This window comes from Permianibacter aggregans, from assembly GCF_009756665.1.
Classification (GTDB): Bacteria; Pseudomonadota; Gammaproteobacteria; order Enterobacterales; family Permianibacteraceae; genus Permianibacter; species Permianibacter aggregans.
On sequence record NZ_CP037953.1, the window covers coordinates 2,169,925 to 2,186,266 of the forward strand.

17 protein-coding genes are annotated in these 16,342 nt (G+C 54.5%); all 17 read left to right on the forward strand.

What is annotated here, in order from left to right; all coding sequences use genetic code 11:
- The first annotated feature begins 51 nt into the window (after positions 1-51).
- The 17 genes from E2H98_RS09585 to E2H98_RS09665 all read left to right on the forward strand — a co-directional run bounded on the left by E2H98_RS09585 (position 52) and on the right by E2H98_RS09665 (position 16,314).
- Positions 52-1,338, forward strand: a complete 1,287-nt coding sequence (locus tag E2H98_RS09585) for a dicarboxylate/amino acid:cation symporter (RefSeq protein ID WP_133592041.1) — start codon at positions 52-54, stop codon at positions 1,336-1,338.
- Between the two features lie 31 nt (positions 1,339-1,369).
- Positions 1,370-2,290, forward strand: coding sequence for a 5'-nucleotidase (locus E2H98_RS09590; protein WP_133592039.1), 921 nt, complete (start codon positions 1,370-1,372; stop codon positions 2,288-2,290).
- Between the two features lie 331 nt (positions 2,291-2,621).
- Positions 2,622-3,011: an ATP synthase subunit I gene (locus E2H98_RS09595; protein ID WP_133592037.1), complete on the forward strand. Its 390-nt coding sequence runs from the start codon at positions 2,622-2,624 to the stop codon at positions 3,009-3,011.
- On the forward strand, positions 3,008-3,865 hold the full coding sequence (atpB, locus tag E2H98_RS09600) for a F0F1 ATP synthase subunit A (RefSeq protein WP_133592035.1): 858 nt from the start codon (positions 3,008-3,010) through the stop codon (positions 3,863-3,865). Before E2H98_RS09595 ends, atpB begins: the two co-directional genes overlap by 4 nt.
- A gap of 65 nt (positions 3,866-3,930) precedes the next feature.
- Positions 3,931-4,164 (forward strand): F0F1 ATP synthase subunit C, encoded by a 234-nt coding sequence (gene atpE, locus E2H98_RS09605; protein WP_133592033.1) that lies wholly within the window; start codon positions 3,931-3,933, stop codon positions 4,162-4,164.
- 52 nt (positions 4,165-4,216) lie between these two features.
- Positions 4,217-4,687 carry a F0F1 ATP synthase subunit B gene (locus tag E2H98_RS09610; RefSeq protein ID WP_133592032.1) on the forward strand — a complete coding sequence of 157 codons (471 nt, stop codon included), beginning with the start codon at positions 4,217-4,219 and terminating at the stop codon, positions 4,685-4,687.
- Between the two features lie 20 nt (positions 4,688-4,707).
- Positions 4,708-5,244 carry a F0F1 ATP synthase subunit delta gene (locus E2H98_RS09615; RefSeq protein ID WP_133592030.1) on the forward strand — a complete coding sequence of 179 codons (537 nt, stop codon included), beginning with the start codon at positions 4,708-4,710 and terminating at the stop codon, positions 5,242-5,244.
- 15 nt (positions 5,245-5,259) lie between these two features.
- Positions 5,260-6,807, forward strand: a complete 1,548-nt coding sequence (gene atpA / locus E2H98_RS09620) for a F0F1 ATP synthase subunit alpha (protein ID WP_133592028.1) — start codon at positions 5,260-5,262, stop codon at positions 6,805-6,807.
- A gap of 55 nt (positions 6,808-6,862) precedes the next feature.
- Positions 6,863-7,726, forward strand: coding sequence for a F0F1 ATP synthase subunit gamma (gene atpG, locus E2H98_RS09625; RefSeq protein WP_133592026.1), 864 nt, complete (start codon positions 6,863-6,865; stop codon positions 7,724-7,726).
- Between the two features lie 31 nt (positions 7,727-7,757).
- Entirely contained in the window at positions 7,758-9,158 is a 1,401-nt protein-coding gene (gene atpD / locus E2H98_RS09630) for a F0F1 ATP synthase subunit beta (protein WP_133592024.1), read from the forward strand.
- An 86-nt stretch (positions 9,159-9,244) separates the two neighbouring features.
- The gene (locus E2H98_RS09635) at positions 9,245-9,670 is read left to right on the forward strand and encodes a F0F1 ATP synthase subunit epsilon (RefSeq protein WP_133592022.1); all 426 of its coding nucleotides are present in this window, start codon (positions 9,245-9,247) and stop codon (positions 9,668-9,670) included.
- A gap of 136 nt (positions 9,671-9,806) precedes the next feature.
- Positions 9,807-11,174: a bifunctional UDP-N-acetylglucosamine diphosphorylase/glucosamine-1-phosphate N-acetyltransferase GlmU gene (gene glmU, locus E2H98_RS09640; protein WP_133592020.1), complete on the forward strand. Its 1,368-nt coding sequence runs from the start codon at positions 9,807-9,809 to the stop codon at positions 11,172-11,174.
- A 100-nt stretch (positions 11,175-11,274) separates the two neighbouring features.
- On the forward strand, positions 11,275-13,104 hold the full coding sequence (gene glmS / locus E2H98_RS09645) for a glutamine--fructose-6-phosphate transaminase (isomerizing) (RefSeq protein WP_133592018.1): 1,830 nt from the start codon (positions 11,275-11,277) through the stop codon (positions 13,102-13,104).
- A 32-nt stretch (positions 13,105-13,136) separates the two neighbouring features.
- A complete protein-coding gene (locus E2H98_RS09650) occupies positions 13,137-13,754 on the forward strand; it encodes a thiol:disulfide interchange protein DsbA/DsbL (protein ID WP_133592016.1) in 618 nt (205 codons plus the stop codon).
- A 57-nt stretch (positions 13,755-13,811) separates the two neighbouring features.
- Positions 13,812-14,429, forward strand: a complete 618-nt coding sequence (locus tag E2H98_RS09655; RefSeq protein WP_133592015.1) for a thiol:disulfide interchange protein DsbA/DsbL — start codon at positions 13,812-13,814, stop codon at positions 14,427-14,429.
- 72 nt (positions 14,430-14,501) lie between these two features.
- Positions 14,502-15,437: a TraB/GumN family protein gene (locus E2H98_RS09660; protein ID WP_133592013.1), complete on the forward strand. Its 936-nt coding sequence runs from the start codon at positions 14,502-14,504 to the stop codon at positions 15,435-15,437.
- Positions 15,409-16,314: a glutaminase gene (locus E2H98_RS09665; RefSeq protein WP_133592011.1), complete on the forward strand. Its 906-nt coding sequence runs from the start codon at positions 15,409-15,411 to the stop codon at positions 16,312-16,314. Before E2H98_RS09660 ends, E2H98_RS09665 begins: the two co-directional genes overlap by 29 nt.
- The last annotated feature ends 28 nt before the right edge of the window (positions 16,315-16,342 follow it).

Sequence of the window (16,342 nt, forward strand, 5' to 3'; positions counted from 1 at the left end):
CCGCTTCCGTTCCGAAGCGGCGTTTTTGTATCGGCACCTGTAGGTGGAAGAATGAGCTCTGGCAATAAACTGACTAAATGGATTCTCATAGCACTGGTCGCCGGCATTGTCTTCGGTTATGTGCTGAATAGGTTTTCTTCCGACACCGCTGTTTGGGTCGAGTATTTTTCGCTGATCACGACAATGTTCCTGCGTCTGATCAAAATGATTATCGCGCCGTTGGTGTTCGCGACCTTGACGGTTGGTATCGCCAAGATGGGTGATGTCAACACGGTAGGCCGTATCGGATTTAAAGCCTTTGTTTGGTTTGTTGGTGCCTCACTGGTTTCACTGACGTTGGGCCTGATTCTGGTCAATCTCTTTCAGCCTGGCATCGACACCGGAATAGAATTACCAGACGCCGCTGCAACTAGCGGTTTGGCTACTCATTCGCTCAGCTTAAAAGAATTCATCACCCATTTGATTCCGACCAGCATCGCCGATGGCATGGCGAAAAATGAAATCCTGCAGATCGTGGTGTTCTCGGTGTTCTTTGGTGTTGCTTGTGCCGGTGTTGGCGAACGCGCCACGGTGCTGGTCGATGCACTCGAAGGGCTTTCTTATGTGATGCTGAAATTCACGATGCTGGTCATGTGGTTCGCACCGGTCGCCGTGTTTGCGGCGGTGTCGGCGGCGCTGGCAAAAAGTGGTTTGAGTGTGCTGGTCACTTACGGGACTTTCATGTTGGAGTTTTTCTTCGCGATTGGTCTGCTTTGGTTACTACTGTTCGTTGCTGCCTGGGCCGTGCTGCGTAATCGCGCTTGGCGCTTATTCCGTTCAGTACGCGAACCAACGATGCTGGCATTCGCCACCGCCTCCAGCGAAGCAGCTTATCCGAAAACGCTGGCTCAGTTGGAGAAGTTTGGTTGCAGCAACCGTGTCGCGTCATTCGTGTTGCCGCTCGGTTATTCATTCAACCTCGATGGTTCGATGATGTACTGCACCTTTGCGACGATGTTTATCGCGCAAGCTTATGGCATTGAGTTGTCGCTCGGCACGCAAATCACCATGCTGCTGGTGCTGATGGTCACCTCAAAAGGCATGGCCGGTGTGCCGCGCGCATCGCTGGTCGTTATCGCCGCAACGCTGGTGCAATTCAATATTCCGGAAGCCGGATTGCTGTTGTTACTCGGTATCGATCATTTCCTCGATATGGCGCGCTCGGCGACCAACGTCATTGGCAACAGCGTTGCCACAGCCGTTGTTTCAAAATGGGAAGGCCAGTTGAGGGAGGAAAATGCGCTCAACCCTGAGTTACAACAGGCCATGGATCCGTCGGTGCCGCATAAAGACGCGTAACACTGACGGAATCGATAGTTAAGGAGGCTTTATGCCGGTCAGTCTCGATGGCAAATTGGTGGTCGCCGTGTCATCACGGGCGCTGTTCGATCTGGAAGAAGAAAACCAGCTATTCGAAACCACCGATGACCGCGCCTACATGGAATTGCAGATGCAGCGCCTGGAGCAGCCAGCGAAACCCGGCGTTGCCTATCCGCTGATCCAAAAGTTGCTGCGCTTCAATGAACCAGAACAGCAGCGCGTCGAAGTGGTCATGGTGTCGCGCAACGATCCGGTGTCTGGCCTGCGTGTGTTCCGTTCTGCTGAACATCATGGCTTGAAAGTCGAGCGTGGGGTTTTTACTCGCGGCGCCCCACCTTATAAATATCTCGACTCATTGAACGCCAATCTGTTTTTATCGGCCAATGATGACGATGTCAGCGCCGCGCTGTGCACCGGCTTTCCGGCCGCACGGGTATTTCCCCAATCGATCAAAACCGCCGAACAGCATCCGGACGAAATCCGCATTGCGCTTGACGGTGACGCCGTGCTGTTCTCGGATGAGGCCGAACGGGTATTCCAGTCCTCCGGACTCGATGCCTTTGTCGATCACGAACGCAGCCACAGCCAAACGCCTTTGCCGCCGGGCCCTTTCCAACCGCTACTGAAGGCGCTGCATGAACTGCAGCAAGCCAGCAGCCATCTGCCCATCCGGATTCGCACGGCCTTGGTCACGGCCCGCTCCGCCCCGGCCCATGAGCGCGCGATACGTACACTGATGAGCTGGAATATCGTCGTCGATGAGGCAATGTTCCTGGGCGGTCTGGAAAAAGGCCCATTCCTGAAAGCCTTCGCCCCGGATTTCTTCTTTGATGACCAGACCGGTCACTGTGAATCGGCGGCAACGGCCGGTCCGACTGGCCATGTGTTGAGCGGTATCAGTAATGAGCATCGGCTGAAGCGGGTACGATGAACGCTAGTGCTGCGTGGCAGCAAGGTGCCGCTGAAGATTTCAAATGAAGCTTTGATGATCAATAGATGGCGGCTTTGTTGCGGCACGAAAAAAGCCAAGCAAGAAGCCCATTAGTGGCGGCCTCAAGGTCAGCCACTAGATGTTGTAGTGACGATAACTGATTGAATAACCGCCAGGTTTTCCCTCGATTTATTGCACGATTTATACCCAAACTCGCGTTGAATATTCACCCTGCTGACCTTATAATGCCGCGCGTCGTCGCTGGGTCAAATGAGAACGATTCTCATAAACTCAGAACGCCTTCCACCTGAATCACAAGAGCACCCTTTACATGAGGCAGCACCCTACGGAGCGCGGTCGCGCTTTTGTCGCCAGGGTTCATGCCTGGAGTGCCCTTTTGGCCGTTATCGTTGCCGCCGGCAATGGTATTTATGGTCTGGATGCTGCCTTGGCAGCCTTGGCTGGTGGAGCAGCGGTGTTGTTGCCGCAGTGGTATGCCGCCAGGCGCCTGCTGCAACCGTTCGGCGCCGGACAGGCCACACGCTTCTATTTGGCGCTGTGGGTGTTCCAAGGTTTGAAATGGCTGTTCACGGTAGCGCTGCTTGGGGCAGCGTTTTTCGCGATGAAGGGCCAGGAAATACACATACTGGTGGGCTTTCTGCTGACCTTTCAAGGGTTGTGGATCGTTCCGTTGATTTTGGATCGTAAAGGTAAGTCATGAGCGCTGAAGGCACCGAACACGCGATAACGACTGGCGAATATATCCAGCATCACCTTACCCATTGGCAGATCCAAGCCGGCCCGCTCGGCACGATCAATGTCGACACGATCATGTGGGCCTGGATCACCGGCCTGATTGGTCTGTTTATTCTGTGGAAAGCCTCGCGCAAAGCCACGACCGGTGTGCCGGGCCGTCTGCAATGTGCCGTCGAGATGATGCTCGAGATGGTCGATGAGCAGGCCAAGTCGATTATCCACGGTGACCGTTCCTTTATCGCCCCGATGGCGCTGACCGTGTTCCTGTGGATCATCCTGATGAACACGATGGACTTGATCCCGGTTGACTGGATTCCAATGCTGGCCGGCCAAATCGGCTACCATGCTTTCGGTGTCGACCCGCACCATGTCTACATGCGCGTCGTGCCGACCGCCGACATCAATGCCACGCTCGGCATGTCAGTCGCGGTACTGTTCCTGTCGCTGTACTACGGCGTAAAAATCAAAGGCGTTGGTGGTTTCAGCCATGAGCTGGTCGCCGCGCCGTTCGGTAACAATATTGTTCTTTGGCCGCTGAACCTGGCCATGCAGCTGATCGAATACGTCGCGAAAACCTTAAGCTTGGGTCTGCGACTGTACGGCAACATGTATGCCGGCGAACTGCTGTTCATTCTGATTGCATTGCTCGGCTCGATCGCGCTGCCATGGGAAAGCATGGGCGGCACGCTCGGTGCGCTCGGCGGTTTCCTGGCGCAAATGTCCTGGGCAATTTTCCATATCCTGATCGTCATTCTGCAAGCGTACATCTTCATGATGCTGACGCTGGTGTATCTGGGTCAGGCGCACGACGCACACTAAGTTTTCAGCAGTACCGTTTTTTGTAGTTTTGTTTTTAAACCCTAAACCTTTGCGAGGAAAATGAAATGGCAGGTTTAATCGCTATCGCTTGCGGCATCATCATCGGTCTGGGCGCTATCGGCGCTTGTATCGGTATCGCGCTGATGGGCTCCAAGTTCCTGGAATCTTCTGCTCGTCAACCAGAACTGATGGGTCAGCTGCAAACCAAAATGTTCCTGTTGGCCGGTCTGATCGACGCCCCGTTCATTATCGGTGTTGGTTTGGCGTTGTACTTCGTTGGCAACCCGTTCGGCGGCTAAGCATTTTGTCGGCGCAAACGCGTCATCCGTTTTCACTTAGGAAGCACTAACCGTGGATATCAATAGCACACTGCTCGTACAGTCAGTCACGTTTATTGTGTTCGCGATTTTCACGATGAAAGTCGTGTGGCCACCATTGGTGAAAGCCATCGACGAACGTCGTCAGAAAATTGCTGACGGTCTTGCTGCTGCTGAGCGTGGTCAACACGATATCGAACTGGCGCAAAAGAAAGCGACTGAAATCCTGCGTGAAGCGCGGGAACAGGCGAATGACATTGTTGAGAAAGCCAACAAGCGCCATGCCGAAATCGTCGACGCCGCGGCCGGTGATGCCCGCAAAGAAGCGGAACGCATTATCCATGGCGCCAAGGCCGAAGTGACCCAGCAAGTTGAACAAGCCAAAGAAGCGCTGCGCGCACAAGTGGCCGCCTTGGCGGTTGCCGGTGCCGAGAAAATTCTGCAGCGCTCGGTCGACGCTTCGGCCCAGTCCGAGCTGATCAACAAGCTGGCGCAAGAACTGTAAGTCAACATTAAGCGGACACCATGAGCGAACTCACTACAGTTGCCCGTCCCTATGCCAAAGCCGCTTTCGAGTACGCACTCGAAAACAAGGCGTTGTCGGCTTGGGCAGACTTTCTGCAATTCCTCGCTGTCGCGGTGAATGACGAAAGCCTGTCCGCTTTGCTCGACAACCCGCGCGTGCCCAAGGAGACCCGCCTCGCGGCGCTCCTCGCCGTATGCGAAGGCCGGCTCCCCGAAGGTGGCAAGGCATATATCGAGATGCTGGCGGAAAACGATCGCTTGAACACTGTGCCGGAAGTTTGCGCACTGTTCCTGATCGAAAAAGCTGCCCACGAAAAAACCGTGGAAGTGACCATCACTTCAGCAATGCCAATGGCCGACAGCGAAAAGAAAACGCTGGTCGAGTCCTTGGCCAAGAAATGGCAAAAGCAAGTGTTTGCTAAGTACGAAGTCGATGCCGATTTGATCGGTGGCGTCATCGTCCGTGGCAACGATGTAGTGATCGACGGCTCTGTCCGCGGCAAGTTAAACCGTCTGGGCGAACGCCTCCGGGCCTAATCAGGATTTGAAGCAATGAGCACGCAACTCAACCCTTCTGAAATCAGCGAGCTGATCAAGAACCGTATTGCACAATTCAAAGTGCAATCGGAAGCACGCAACGAAGGCACCGTAGTGTCGGTGTCCGACGGTATTGTCCGTATTCATGGCCTTGCTGATGCCATGTACGGCGAAATGATCGAATTGCCAGGCAGCAAATTTGCTCTGGCTCTGAACCTTGAGCGTGACTCGGTCGGCGCCGTTATTCTCGGTGACTACTCCGGTGTTGCCGAAGGTCAAACCGCCAAGTGCACTGGCCGCATTCTGGAAGTGCCAGTCGGCGAAGCCCTGCTCGGCCGCGTGGTCGATGCGTTGGGTAACCCGATTGATGGCAAAGGCGCCATCAACGCCACCCGCATGGAGCCAATCGAGAAGGTTGCTCCGGGCGTTATTTGGCGTAAGTCGGTATCGCAGCCGGTGCAAACCGGTTACAAAGCCGTTGACTCGATGATTCCAATCGGCCGTGGTCAGCGTGAGTTGATCATCGGTGACCGTCAGACCGGTAAAACCGCGATGGCCATCGACGCGATCATCAATCAGAAAGGCACCGGCATTAAGTGTATTTACGTTGCCGTTGGTCAGAAAGCCTCGACCATCGCCAACATTGTGCGCAAGCTCGAAGAGCACGGCGCATTGGCGCACACGATCATCGTTGCCGCTTCTGCTTCTGAAGCCGCTTCGATGCAATTTCTGGCACCGTTCTCCGGTTGCTCGATGGGCGAATACTTCCGCGACAAAGGCGAAGACGCGCTGATCGTGTATGACGATTTGACCAAGCAAGCGTGGGCCTACCGTCAGATTTCCCTGTTGCTGCGTCGTCCGCCAGGTCGCGAAGCTTACCCAGGCGACGTTTTCTATCTGCACTCACGTTTGCTTGAGCGTGCTGCTCGCGTCAACGAAGAGTACGTTGAGAAAATGACCGACGGCAAAGTCAAAGGCCAAACCGGTTCGTTGACGGCGCTGCCGATCATCGAAACCCAGGCCGGTGACGTGTCCGCGTTCGTTCCGACCAACGTTATTTCCATTACCGACGGTCAGATCTTCTTGGAAACCGACCTGTTCAACTCCGGTATCCGTCCGGCGATGAACGCTGGTATTTCGGTATCGCGTGTTGGTGGTGCCGCTCAGACCAAGATCATCAAGAAGCTCGGCGGCGGTGTCCGTCTGGCTCTGGCCCAGTACCGCGAACTGGCCGCGTTCTCGCAGTTTGCTTCTGACCTTGACGAAGCCACCCGTACTCAGCTCGAAGACGGCATGCGCGCCACCGAGATGATGAAGCAGGTGCAGTACTCGCCGATGTCGGTTGCTGAGCTGGCCATCGTGTTGTTCGTCATTGAGCACAAGCTGCACCGTGACGTAGCGGTTGCCAAGCTTGGCGATTTCGAGAAGAAACTGTTGGCGTTCATGAACAACGAACACAAAGCGTTGATGGACCAAATCAACAGCACGTACGAGTACAACGACGCCATCGCCAAGCAGTTGCGCGATGCGATCGAAACGTTCAAGCGGACTTCCGCTTGGTAAGGCTCTGGGCAGGGTGAACACCCTGCCCTGTTAACGCAGTTACCGGAACGAGATCATGGCCGGCGCTAGAGAAATACGTACCAAAATCGCGAGCGTTAAGAACACGCAGAAGATCACCAAGGCAATGCAGATGGTGGCGGCGTCGAAAATGCGTCGCGCCCAGGATCGCATGGCCCAGAGCCGTCCGTATGCGCAAAAGCTGCGCAGCGTGATTGGTCAGCTGGCCTCGGCGAACCTGGAGTACCAGCATCCTTACGTGATTGAGCGTGAAGCCAAACGCGTGGGCTTTATCGTCGTCTCCACTGATCGTGGTCTGTGCGGCGGCTTGAACATCAACCTGTTCAAAGCGGCGCTCGGTGCGATGAAAGAGTGGAACCAGAAAGGTGTTGATGTCGAGATTTGCGTCATCGGTGCCAAGGCTACGCAATTGTTCCGTCGTATCGGCGGTAATGTCGTATCACAAACCCAGAATCTGGGTGATCGGCCGTCACTGAACGATTTAATCGGTTCGGTGAAAACCATGCTCGACTCGTACGACGCCGGCAAGATTGATCGCCTGTTCATGGTCAGCAACGAATTCGTCAACACCATGTCGCAAAAAGCGCAGGTGCTGCAGTTGTTGCCAGCCGTTGCCGACGAGGAAATGGCCAAGCGCGAACACAGCTGGGATTACATTTACGAGCCGGAACCGGTGGAACTTTTGGACATGCTGTTCAAGCGTTATATCGAGTCCCAGGTGTATCAGGGGGTCGTTGAAAACATCGCCTGCGAAATGGCGGCGCGTATGGTCGCGATGAAGTCCGCGACCGACAACGCCGGCAACCTGATCAACGAATTGCAATTGATTTACAACAAAGCACGTCAGGCCGCGATTACTCAGGAAATTTCCGAGATCGTTGGCGGCGCCGCGGCAGTGTAAGCGGAAAGATTTCGACTTAGAGGAATTAAAGATGAGCAACGGTATCATCGTTCAAATCATCGGCGCGGTTATCGACGTCGAGTTTCCACGAGACAGTGTTCCGCAGGTGTACGACGCCCTGATGGTGAGCGACGCTGGCCTGACGCTGGAAGTGCAACAACAGATGGGTGACGGCGTTGTCCGTACCATCGCCATGGGTTCATCCGACGGCCTGAAGCGCGGCATGAAAGTCGCGAATACCGGTGCGCCGGTATCAGTACCAGTCGGCATGGGTACGCTGGGCCGTATCATGGACGTGCTTGGTAACCCGATTGACGAAGCCGGCGATGTCGCTTGCGATACCCGCAAGCCGATTCACCGCAAAGCCCCGTCCTACGCCGACCAAGCCAGCACCTCTGAGCTGCTGGAAACCGGTATCAAAGTTATCGACCTGCTGTGCCCGTTCGCCAAGGGCGGTAAAGTCGGTCTGTTCGGTGGTGCCGGCGTCGGCAAGACCGTTAACATGATGGAACTAATCAACAACATCGCCAAAGCCCACTCGGGTTTGTCGGTGTTCGCCGGTGTCGGTGAGCGTACTCGTGAAGGTAACGACTTCTACCACGAGATGAAAGACTCCAACGTTCTCGACAAAGTGGCGATGGTCTACGGCCAGATGAACGAGCCGCCGGGTAACCGTCTGCGCGTAGCCTTGACCGGCTTGACCATGGCCGAGCACTTCCGTGACGAGAAAGACGCGTCCGGCAAAGGTAAAGACGTGCTGCTGTTCGTCGACAACATTTACCGTTACACCCTGGCCGGTACCGAAGTATCGGCGCTGCTGGGTCGTATGCCATCGGCGGTAGGTTACCAGCCGACCCTGGCCGAAGAGATGGGCGTACTGCAAGAGCGCATCACCTCGACCAAGTGGGGCTCGATCACCTCGATTCAGGCCGTCTACGTTCCTGCCGACGACTTGACCGACCCGTCACCAGCCACGACCTTCTCGCACTTGGACGCCACCGTCGTGTTGAGCCGCCAGGTTGCCTCGTTGGGTATTTACCCGGCCGTGGACCCGCTGGATTCCACCAGCCGTCAGCTGGACCCGCTGGTCATCGGCGAAGAGCATTACAACTGCGCCCGTGGCGTACAGGCCGTGCTGCAGCGTTACAAAGAGCTGAAAGACATCATCGCTATCTTAGGTATGGACGAACTGTCAGCCGAAGACAAGCTGGTGGTACAGCGCGCCCGTAAGATCCAGCGCTTCCTGTCGCAGCCTTTCCACGTTGCCGAAGTGTTCACTGGTAGCCCAGGCAAGTACGTGTCGCTGAAAGAAACCATCCGTGGCTTCAAAGGCTTGTTGAGCGGCGAATACGACCACCTGCCAGAGCAGGCCTTCTACATGGTTGGCACCATCGAAGAAGCGGTCGAAAAAGCCAAAACGCTGAACAAGTAATATGACTGCCCGGCAAGCTTCGCCTGCCGGGCCTGACATCCAAAGCGCGGCAACGCGTTAGGATAAACACCTGAAAGGTTTAAGGTATGTCAGCAGTGAGTGTACAACTGGACATCGTCAGCGCCGAAGGCCAACTGTTCTCAGGACTGGTTGAGCTGGTGGTTGCCAACGGTCTGCAAGGTGAATTGGGTATTCTTTATAACCACTCGCCACTGCTGACCGCCCTGAAGCCAGGCGCTGTCAAAATTATCCGTCAGGGCGGCGAAGAAGATTTCTTCTACGTCTCCGGCGGCATGCTGGAAGTGCAGCCGAACAAAGTCACGATTCTAGCCGACACCGCTGTTCGCGCTAAGGACATTGACGAAGCAGCAGCTTTGGATGCTCAGAAACGGGCCTCGGAAGCCATCAGCGACCGCGAAGCCAAGATCGAGTACGCGAAAGCCGCGGCCGAATTGGCCGAAGCCGCTGCTCAGCTACGCGCTATTCAGCAACTGCGCCGCAAGGCCAAGTAAGCAGAACGGCATTGTGAATACGACCGAAGGGCAGCCACTCGCTGCCCTTTTGTCTATCTGTCGTCAGTGTTAGGATTTTTGCCCCGCGACAATGAGCGTCGCTTCCCGATGTAACAAGAAGGATTTTTCAAACGCTATGAGCCTTTCCGTGATCATTCTGGCCGCCGGCCAGGGCACCCGCATGAAATCCCGTTTACCGAAAGTCCTGCATGGACTCGGCGCCAAACCGCTGGTTCAGCATGTGATCGATAACGCCAAGGGGCTAAATGCGGAAGAAATCGTGCTGGTTTATGGCCACGGTGGCGATCAGGTTAAAGTCACGATTCAGGACAGTCAGTTGAAATGGGCGCTGCAGGCCGAGCAACTCGGTACCGGCCATGCTGTGCAACAGGCAATGCCGCAGATCAACACCGCCAACCAAGTTTTGATTCTCTATGGTGATGTGCCGCTGACCCGGGCCGAAACCCTGGCCGAACTGTTACGCAAGCAACCAAAGAAAGGTATTGGCCTGTTGACCGTCAATCTGCCCGACCCGACCGGCTATGGCCGCATCCTGCGTAACAATGCCGGTGCTGTAACCGCGATTGTCGAGCAGAAAGACGCCACTGATGAGCAGAAAAAGGTCAAGGAAGTGAATACCGGCATGCTCTGCTGCGCTGGTGAAGATCTGGCCCGTTGGCTCAATAACCTGAAGAACGACAACGCCCAGAACGAGTATTACCTGACCGACATCGTCGCGATGTGCGTCAACGAAGGTGGCGTTGTTGAAACCCATCAGCCGCTATCCAGCGATGAGGTTGAAGGCGTCAATAACCGTCTGCAACTGGCCGATCTGGAGCGCCGCTTTCAGCGTCGCCAGGCCGAGCAGCTGATGACTCAGGGCGTGACCCTGCGTGACCCGGCCCGGCTCGATATTCGCGGTCAGGTCAGCATTGCCCAGGACGTCATTATCGACGTCAACGTCGTCCTTGAAGGCAAAGTCAGCATCGGCTATGGCAGCCAGATTGGTGCCAACTGTGTAATTAAAGACTGCATCATCGGTGAAAATGTCCTGGTCCATCCGAATTCGCATCTGGAAGGCGCGCGCATTGGCGATGGCGCCTTGATCGGGCCATTCGCCCGCCTGCGTCCCGGTGCCGATCTGGCCGATCAGGTGCATATCGGCAATTTCGTCGAAGTGAAGAAGGCCGTCATCGGCGTTGGTTCAAAAGCCAATCATCTGGCCTATATCGGCGATGCTGAAATTGGCGCCAACTGTAATATCGGCGCCGGCACGATTACCTGCAATTACGATGGCGCCAACAAGCACCTGACCAAGATAGAAGATGACGTGTTTATCGGTTCCGACACTCAGCTGGTGGCGCCGGTCACCGTCGGTAAAGGTGCCACGGTTGGTGCTGGTACCACCGTTACCCGCAACGTCCCAGAACACACCCTGGTAATCTCGCGGGTCGCGCAGAAAGAGATTGAAGGCTGGCAGCGGCCGGTCAAGAAGAAATCCTGAAACGAACAGCGTAATGAATTCAGCCGTGCTTCAGTGAAAGCTCGGCACACTGAACACAGTTTTAGCTGCGCAGGAAGCGCAGTAGTCAGCGGAGAAAATTATGTGCGGAATTGTTGGCGCCATCGCCAAACAGAATGTTGTGCCGATGTTGGTTGATGGCCTGAAGCGTTTGGAATATCGCGGTTATGACTCATCGGGTATCGCGGTACTCGAAGGCGGCGACATCAAGCGCGCCCGTCGTACCGGCCGTGTCGCGGAAATGGAAGCGGCCGCGCAAGCGATGAACCTCAATGGTTTGCTTGGTATTGGCCACACCCGTTGGGCCACACACGGTGGTGTAACCGAGCCGAACGCGCACCCGCATATTTCTGGCGGCTTGGTTGCTGTTGTTCATAACGGCATCATCGAAAACCACGATGAAAAGCGTGCCGAACTGAAACTGGCTGGTTATGCCTTTGAGTCGCAAACCGATACCGAAGTCATCGCCCATCTGATTCATCATCATTACAAACAAAACGGCGACTTGCTGACCAGTGTCAAAGGCGCGGTCAAGGAGCTGGTCGGTGCTTACGCGATAGCCGTCATTGCCGTCGATAAGCCGGATGAGTTGATCGTCGCCCGTATGGGTTGCCCACTGTTGATCGGTCTGGGCGAAGGCGAAAACTTTATCGCTTCGGATGTCTCGGCGGTGATTTCGCAAACCCGCAAAGTGATGTACCTGGAAGAAGGCGATGTCGCGAAGCTGACCCGTTCTTCGGTGACGGTTTATGACGGCAAAGACAGCAAAGTCGAACGCGATGTCCACGTCTCCGATGTGTCGCTGGCATCATTGGAGCTTGGGCCGTTCTCGCATTTCATGCAGAAGGAAATTCACGAACAGCCGAAAGCGCTGGCCGATACCATCGAGCCGATTCTGACGCACCGTTTTAAAGCGGAATTGTTCGGCGCCAACGCCGAGGAAGTGTTCAGCAACATCGACAGCGTGCAGATCATTGCCTGTGGCACCAGTTTCTATGCCGGTTCTGTTGCGCGTTACTGGATTGAAAGCATTGCCGGTATTCCCTGCAATGTCGATATCGCTTCCGAATATCGTTACCGCGATGTTGCCGCCAATCCACGTCAGCTGATCGTCACCATTTCCCAATCCGGCGAAACGCTGGATACGATGGAAGCGCTGAAATACGCCAAGTCCTATGGTTGCGAACAAACGTTGTCGATTTGCAACGTCCGTGAAAGCGCGATTCCTCGAGCTTCGAAGCTGGTGTTCTACACCCGTGCTGGTGCTGAAATTGGCGTCGCGTCAACGAAAGCATTCACAACGCAATTGATCGCACTGTTTGCGCTGACCGGTGTGCTGGCCAAATTGCGCGGCCGCCTGAATGATGAAAAAGAGGCCGAGTATCTGGATTCACTGCGCCATTTGCCAGGCAGCGTCCAACACGCCTTGAATCTTGAGCCGCAAATCCAGCGCTGGGCCAATAAATTTGCCGGCAAGGAACATGCTTTGTTCCTCGGTCGCGGTGTGCACTACCCGATTGCGCTCGAAGGCGCTTTGAAGCTGAAAGAAATTTCTTATATTCACGCCGAGGCTTATCCAGCGGGCGAACTGAAGCATGGCCCGCTGGCGCTGGTCGACAGCAATATGCCAGTGGTCGTCATCTCCCCGAATGACAATCTGCTGGAAAAAGTGAAGTCGAATATCCAGGAAGTGCGTGCCCGCGGGGGCGAAATTTTCGCGTTCGCCGATCTCGATTCGCATTTTGGTGAAAGCGATATCGTGCACGTCATTCGTACACCACGTCACGTCGGCGTATTAAGCCCGGTCGTACACACGATACCGGTGCAGTTGCTGGCTTATCATGCGGCGTTGGCGCGCGGTACCGATGTCGACAAACCTCGCAACCTGGCGAAATCGGTTACCGTCGAATAATCAACACGAACATACTCGAAGGAGAAAACTCGATGAATTGGTTGAGCAGGGTATTGTTGCTTGGCGTAGCCGCGATGTTATCCGTTTCCGGTTGCGAAGCAGCCAGCAACGCTCCGTACAAAGAAGGCGTACATTACAAAATCGCCAAGCCGGCCGGCAAAACCGATAAACCGCAAGTCATCGAGTTTTTTAATCATGGCTGTCCGCATTGCTATCATGCCGAAGTCACCGTTGCGGCGTTTCATCAACAACACCAGGAAATCGACTTCAAGCGTATTGCCGTCTATGAGTTCCAGCCAGCCTGGAATAATCTAAGCAAAGCCTATTACACCGCCGAAGTGCTCGGTATCGCCAACAAAGCTCATCCGGCGCTGTTTACGTTGGTGCACGAGAAACACCAGTTACTGCAGAACGATCAACAGATCATCGATTTTCTCAGTCAGCTTGGCGCGTCGCCAGATAGTATCAAAGGCACTTTGAACTCCTTTGCGGTAAAAACCTTGCTGAGTACAGCGCAACAGAAGCAACGCGAATTCCGTATTACGTCGGTACCGGCATTTATCGTCAATGACAAATACTTCACGGATGTGACCATGGCCGGTGGTATTGAAGAACTACCGAAGGTATTGTTGTTCCTGACCCAGAAATAATCGAACCATGACCGTGATTGGCAGTCGAAGCTGACTGCCGACTCTCAAGGAGACTTTATGATCGCTGTAAAACTGCTATTGTCCGCCGCGCTGGCATTTGCCGCCTCGCAAGCTACCGTGGCAGCCACGACACCGTTAGTCGAAGGTACCCATTACAAGATCGTCGACCCTACCGGCAAAACCAAGCAGCCGACAGTCACCGAATTCTTTTCTTATGGCTGCCCGGCGTGCCGCGGTATGGAAGGTCATCTAGCCAACTGGAAAGCCAGCAAGCCACAAAACATCAAGTTTGAGTATGTGCATGTTTACGGCATGAACCCGCAGTGGGATTTGCTGGGCAAGCTCTACTACACCGCCGAAGCACTGGGCATTCTCGACAAAACCCATACCGCGACGTTCAACTATCTGCATCTGGAAAACAAACGGATCAACAACGAAAACGATATCGTTGAGTTTCTGAGCAAGTTCGGCATTGAAGCCGACAAGATCCGCAGCACGATGAAATCATTCGCGGTGAATTCGCGTTTGAATTTTGCCAAACAGAAAGCCAAGACCTACAAGCTGACTGGCGTACCCTCGTTTATTGTCAACGACAAGTACTACCTCGATGTCAAAGAGCTCGGCACCATCGAGATGCTGGAAAAAGCGTTAACGGAAGTGTCGTTGAATAAATAATAATAAAAGCCCGCTAAAGCGGGCTTTTTTGTTTTCGATTCGGGATGAACTCTCCATAAGGAATGTAAATCGATGTTACAGCGCCTTATTCTCTTGCTATGGGTACTTTGTGCCAGCGTTTCATCGGCGGCCGAGCAGCGCGCGCCACTACTGTGGAAAATCGACGGGCCGCAAACGCATTACCTGTTTGGAACGATACATTTACCGGACCCACGAGTGACGACCTTAGCTGCGCCAGTGACCGAGGCATTGAAACAAAGCAAGCTTATTGTCACCGAACTGGAATTCAGTGCCGGCACCATCATGGCCATGAGCACGGCTGGCATGTTGCCGGTAGGTGAATCCTTGACCGAAAAGCTGCCGGAAGATTTACGTAACGCCTTGCAACTTGAACTGAAAGCTATTGATCCGAACTACCAACTGGCCATGTTCGACCGGATGAAAATCTGGACGATGGCGACCAATCTGGCGCTGTTGCCGATACAAAAAAAACATCGCGGTGTAGCGCCGCTGGATATGCAACTGGTTCAGTTGGCGGCCAAACACGGCGCGCGCAATATCGGTCTGGAGAAGCTACACGAACAGTTGGATATTTTCGATACGCTGACGCTCGATGAACAACTCAGCTTGTTGCGTGATGCCGTTGAGCTGCGCAAGAAAGCGCGTACTACAGGTCCGGATTTTCTCGAGCTGATGATTACCGCCTATGTCGACGGTAACGCGCAGGCGATTCTGCAATTGACCGAAGAAGGGCTGAGCGAAAACCCTGAACTCAGTGAGCGCTTACGCAAAACACTGATAGACGATCGCAATCACAACATGGCCGATCGCATCGATGCCCTGATTAAAACGCCCAAACAAAAACCGATGTTTATCGCCGTGGGTGCCGCGCATTTGATCGGCGAAAGCTCGGTGGTCGATTTATTGCGCAAAAAAGGCTATACCATTACCCGTACCGGAGTCGAACAGGAACAGTACGATGAACGAACTGCTATCGCGTATCGCTGAGCAGTGTCGAGCCGAAGCCGATAACGGAAAGGTCGCCAACTATATTCCGGCATTAGCCAATGTACCGCCGGAAAAATTTGCGCTGGCGGTGCACACACTACAAGGTGAGCGCTACGCCGTAGGCGAAAGCGAAGAAGCGTTTTCCATTCAAAGCGTTTCGAAAACCTTTCTGCTGGCCTTGGCCCTGCAGGAAATGGGTGAGGCGTTGTGGCATCGGCTGGGGCGCGAGCCCTCGGGCAATCCGTTCAACTCCCTGATGCAATTGGAGCGGGAGAACGGTGTACCGCGTAACCCGTTCATCAATGCCGGCGCATTGGTGGTCTGCGATGTACTGTTCGATTTATATCAGGATCCGTTGTTAGCGCTGCAGCAATGGCTTAGCGAAGAAAGTGGCTCGATGGCACTGGTTGATCCGGAAACGGCGCAATCGGAACTGGAGCACGGGGATCGCAATGCCGCGCTGGTGCATTTCATGCGTTCCTATGGTCGCATCAATCATCGTGCCGAACGCGTGCTGGATTTTTATTGCCGCGCCTGCGCAATCAAAATGAGCACATCGCAACTGGCCAACACGATGCTAATCCTCGCCAATCATGGCGTTTCACCAGTCAGTGGTAAAAAACGCTTCACTCGTTCGGAGGCCAAACGCATCAATGCCGTAATGCTGACCTGCGGCACTTATGACGCCGCCGGCGAATTTGCTTATCGCGTTGGCCTGCCCTGCAAAAGCGGTGTCGGTGGCGGCATCGTTGCCGTCATTCCGAACAAAATGGGTTTGTGCGTATGGAGCCCGCCACTCGATCAAACTGGCAATAGTGCAGCCGGTTTGGCGGCGCTTGATATGTTCACGACCGAAACCGGATTATCCATTTTCTAAGTCGCATGCTGACATAAGCCTGTCAGCA

What these genes read in the sequence shown, in the direction of transcription:
- E2H98_RS09585 (WP_133592041.1), top strand. Translation starts at nt 52, where the DNA reads ATGAGCTCTGGCAATAAACTGACTAAATGGATTCTCATAGCACTGGTC.
- E2H98_RS09590 (WP_133592039.1), top strand. Translation starts at nt 1,370, where the DNA reads ATGCCGGTCAGTCTCGATGGCAAATTGGTGGTCGCCGTGTCATCACGG.
- E2H98_RS09595 (WP_133592037.1), top strand. Translation starts at nt 2,622, where the DNA reads ATGAGGCAGCACCCTACGGAGCGCGGTCGCGCTTTTGTCGCCAGGGTT.
- atpB (WP_133592035.1), top strand. Translation starts at nt 3,008, where the DNA reads ATGAGCGCTGAAGGCACCGAACACGCGATAACGACTGGCGAATATATC.
- atpE (WP_133592033.1), top strand. Translation starts at nt 3,931, where the DNA reads ATGGCAGGTTTAATCGCTATCGCTTGCGGCATCATCATCGGTCTGGGC.
- E2H98_RS09615 (WP_133592030.1), top strand. Translation starts at nt 4,708, where the DNA reads ATGAGCGAACTCACTACAGTTGCCCGTCCCTATGCCAAAGCCGCTTTC.
- atpA (WP_133592028.1), top strand. Translation starts at nt 5,260, where the DNA reads ATGAGCACGCAACTCAACCCTTCTGAAATCAGCGAGCTGATCAAGAAC.
- atpG (WP_133592026.1), top strand. Translation starts at nt 6,863, where the DNA reads ATGGCCGGCGCTAGAGAAATACGTACCAAAATCGCGAGCGTTAAGAAC.
- atpD (WP_133592024.1), top strand. Translation starts at nt 7,758, where the DNA reads ATGAGCAACGGTATCATCGTTCAAATCATCGGCGCGGTTATCGACGTC.
- E2H98_RS09635 (WP_133592022.1), top strand. Translation starts at nt 9,245, where the DNA reads ATGTCAGCAGTGAGTGTACAACTGGACATCGTCAGCGCCGAAGGCCAA.
- glmU (WP_133592020.1), top strand. Translation starts at nt 9,807, where the DNA reads ATGAGCCTTTCCGTGATCATTCTGGCCGCCGGCCAGGGCACCCGCATG.
- glmS (WP_133592018.1), top strand. Translation starts at nt 11,275, where the DNA reads ATGTGCGGAATTGTTGGCGCCATCGCCAAACAGAATGTTGTGCCGATG.
- E2H98_RS09650 (WP_133592016.1), top strand. Translation starts at nt 13,137, where the DNA reads ATGAATTGGTTGAGCAGGGTATTGTTGCTTGGCGTAGCCGCGATGTTA.
- E2H98_RS09655 (WP_133592015.1), top strand. Translation starts at nt 13,812, where the DNA reads ATGATCGCTGTAAAACTGCTATTGTCCGCCGCGCTGGCATTTGCCGCC.
- E2H98_RS09660 (WP_133592013.1), top strand. Translation starts at nt 14,502, where the DNA reads ATGTTACAGCGCCTTATTCTCTTGCTATGGGTACTTTGTGCCAGCGTT.
- E2H98_RS09665 (WP_133592011.1), top strand. Translation starts at nt 15,409, where the DNA reads ATGAACGAACTGCTATCGCGTATCGCTGAGCAGTGTCGAGCCGAAGCC.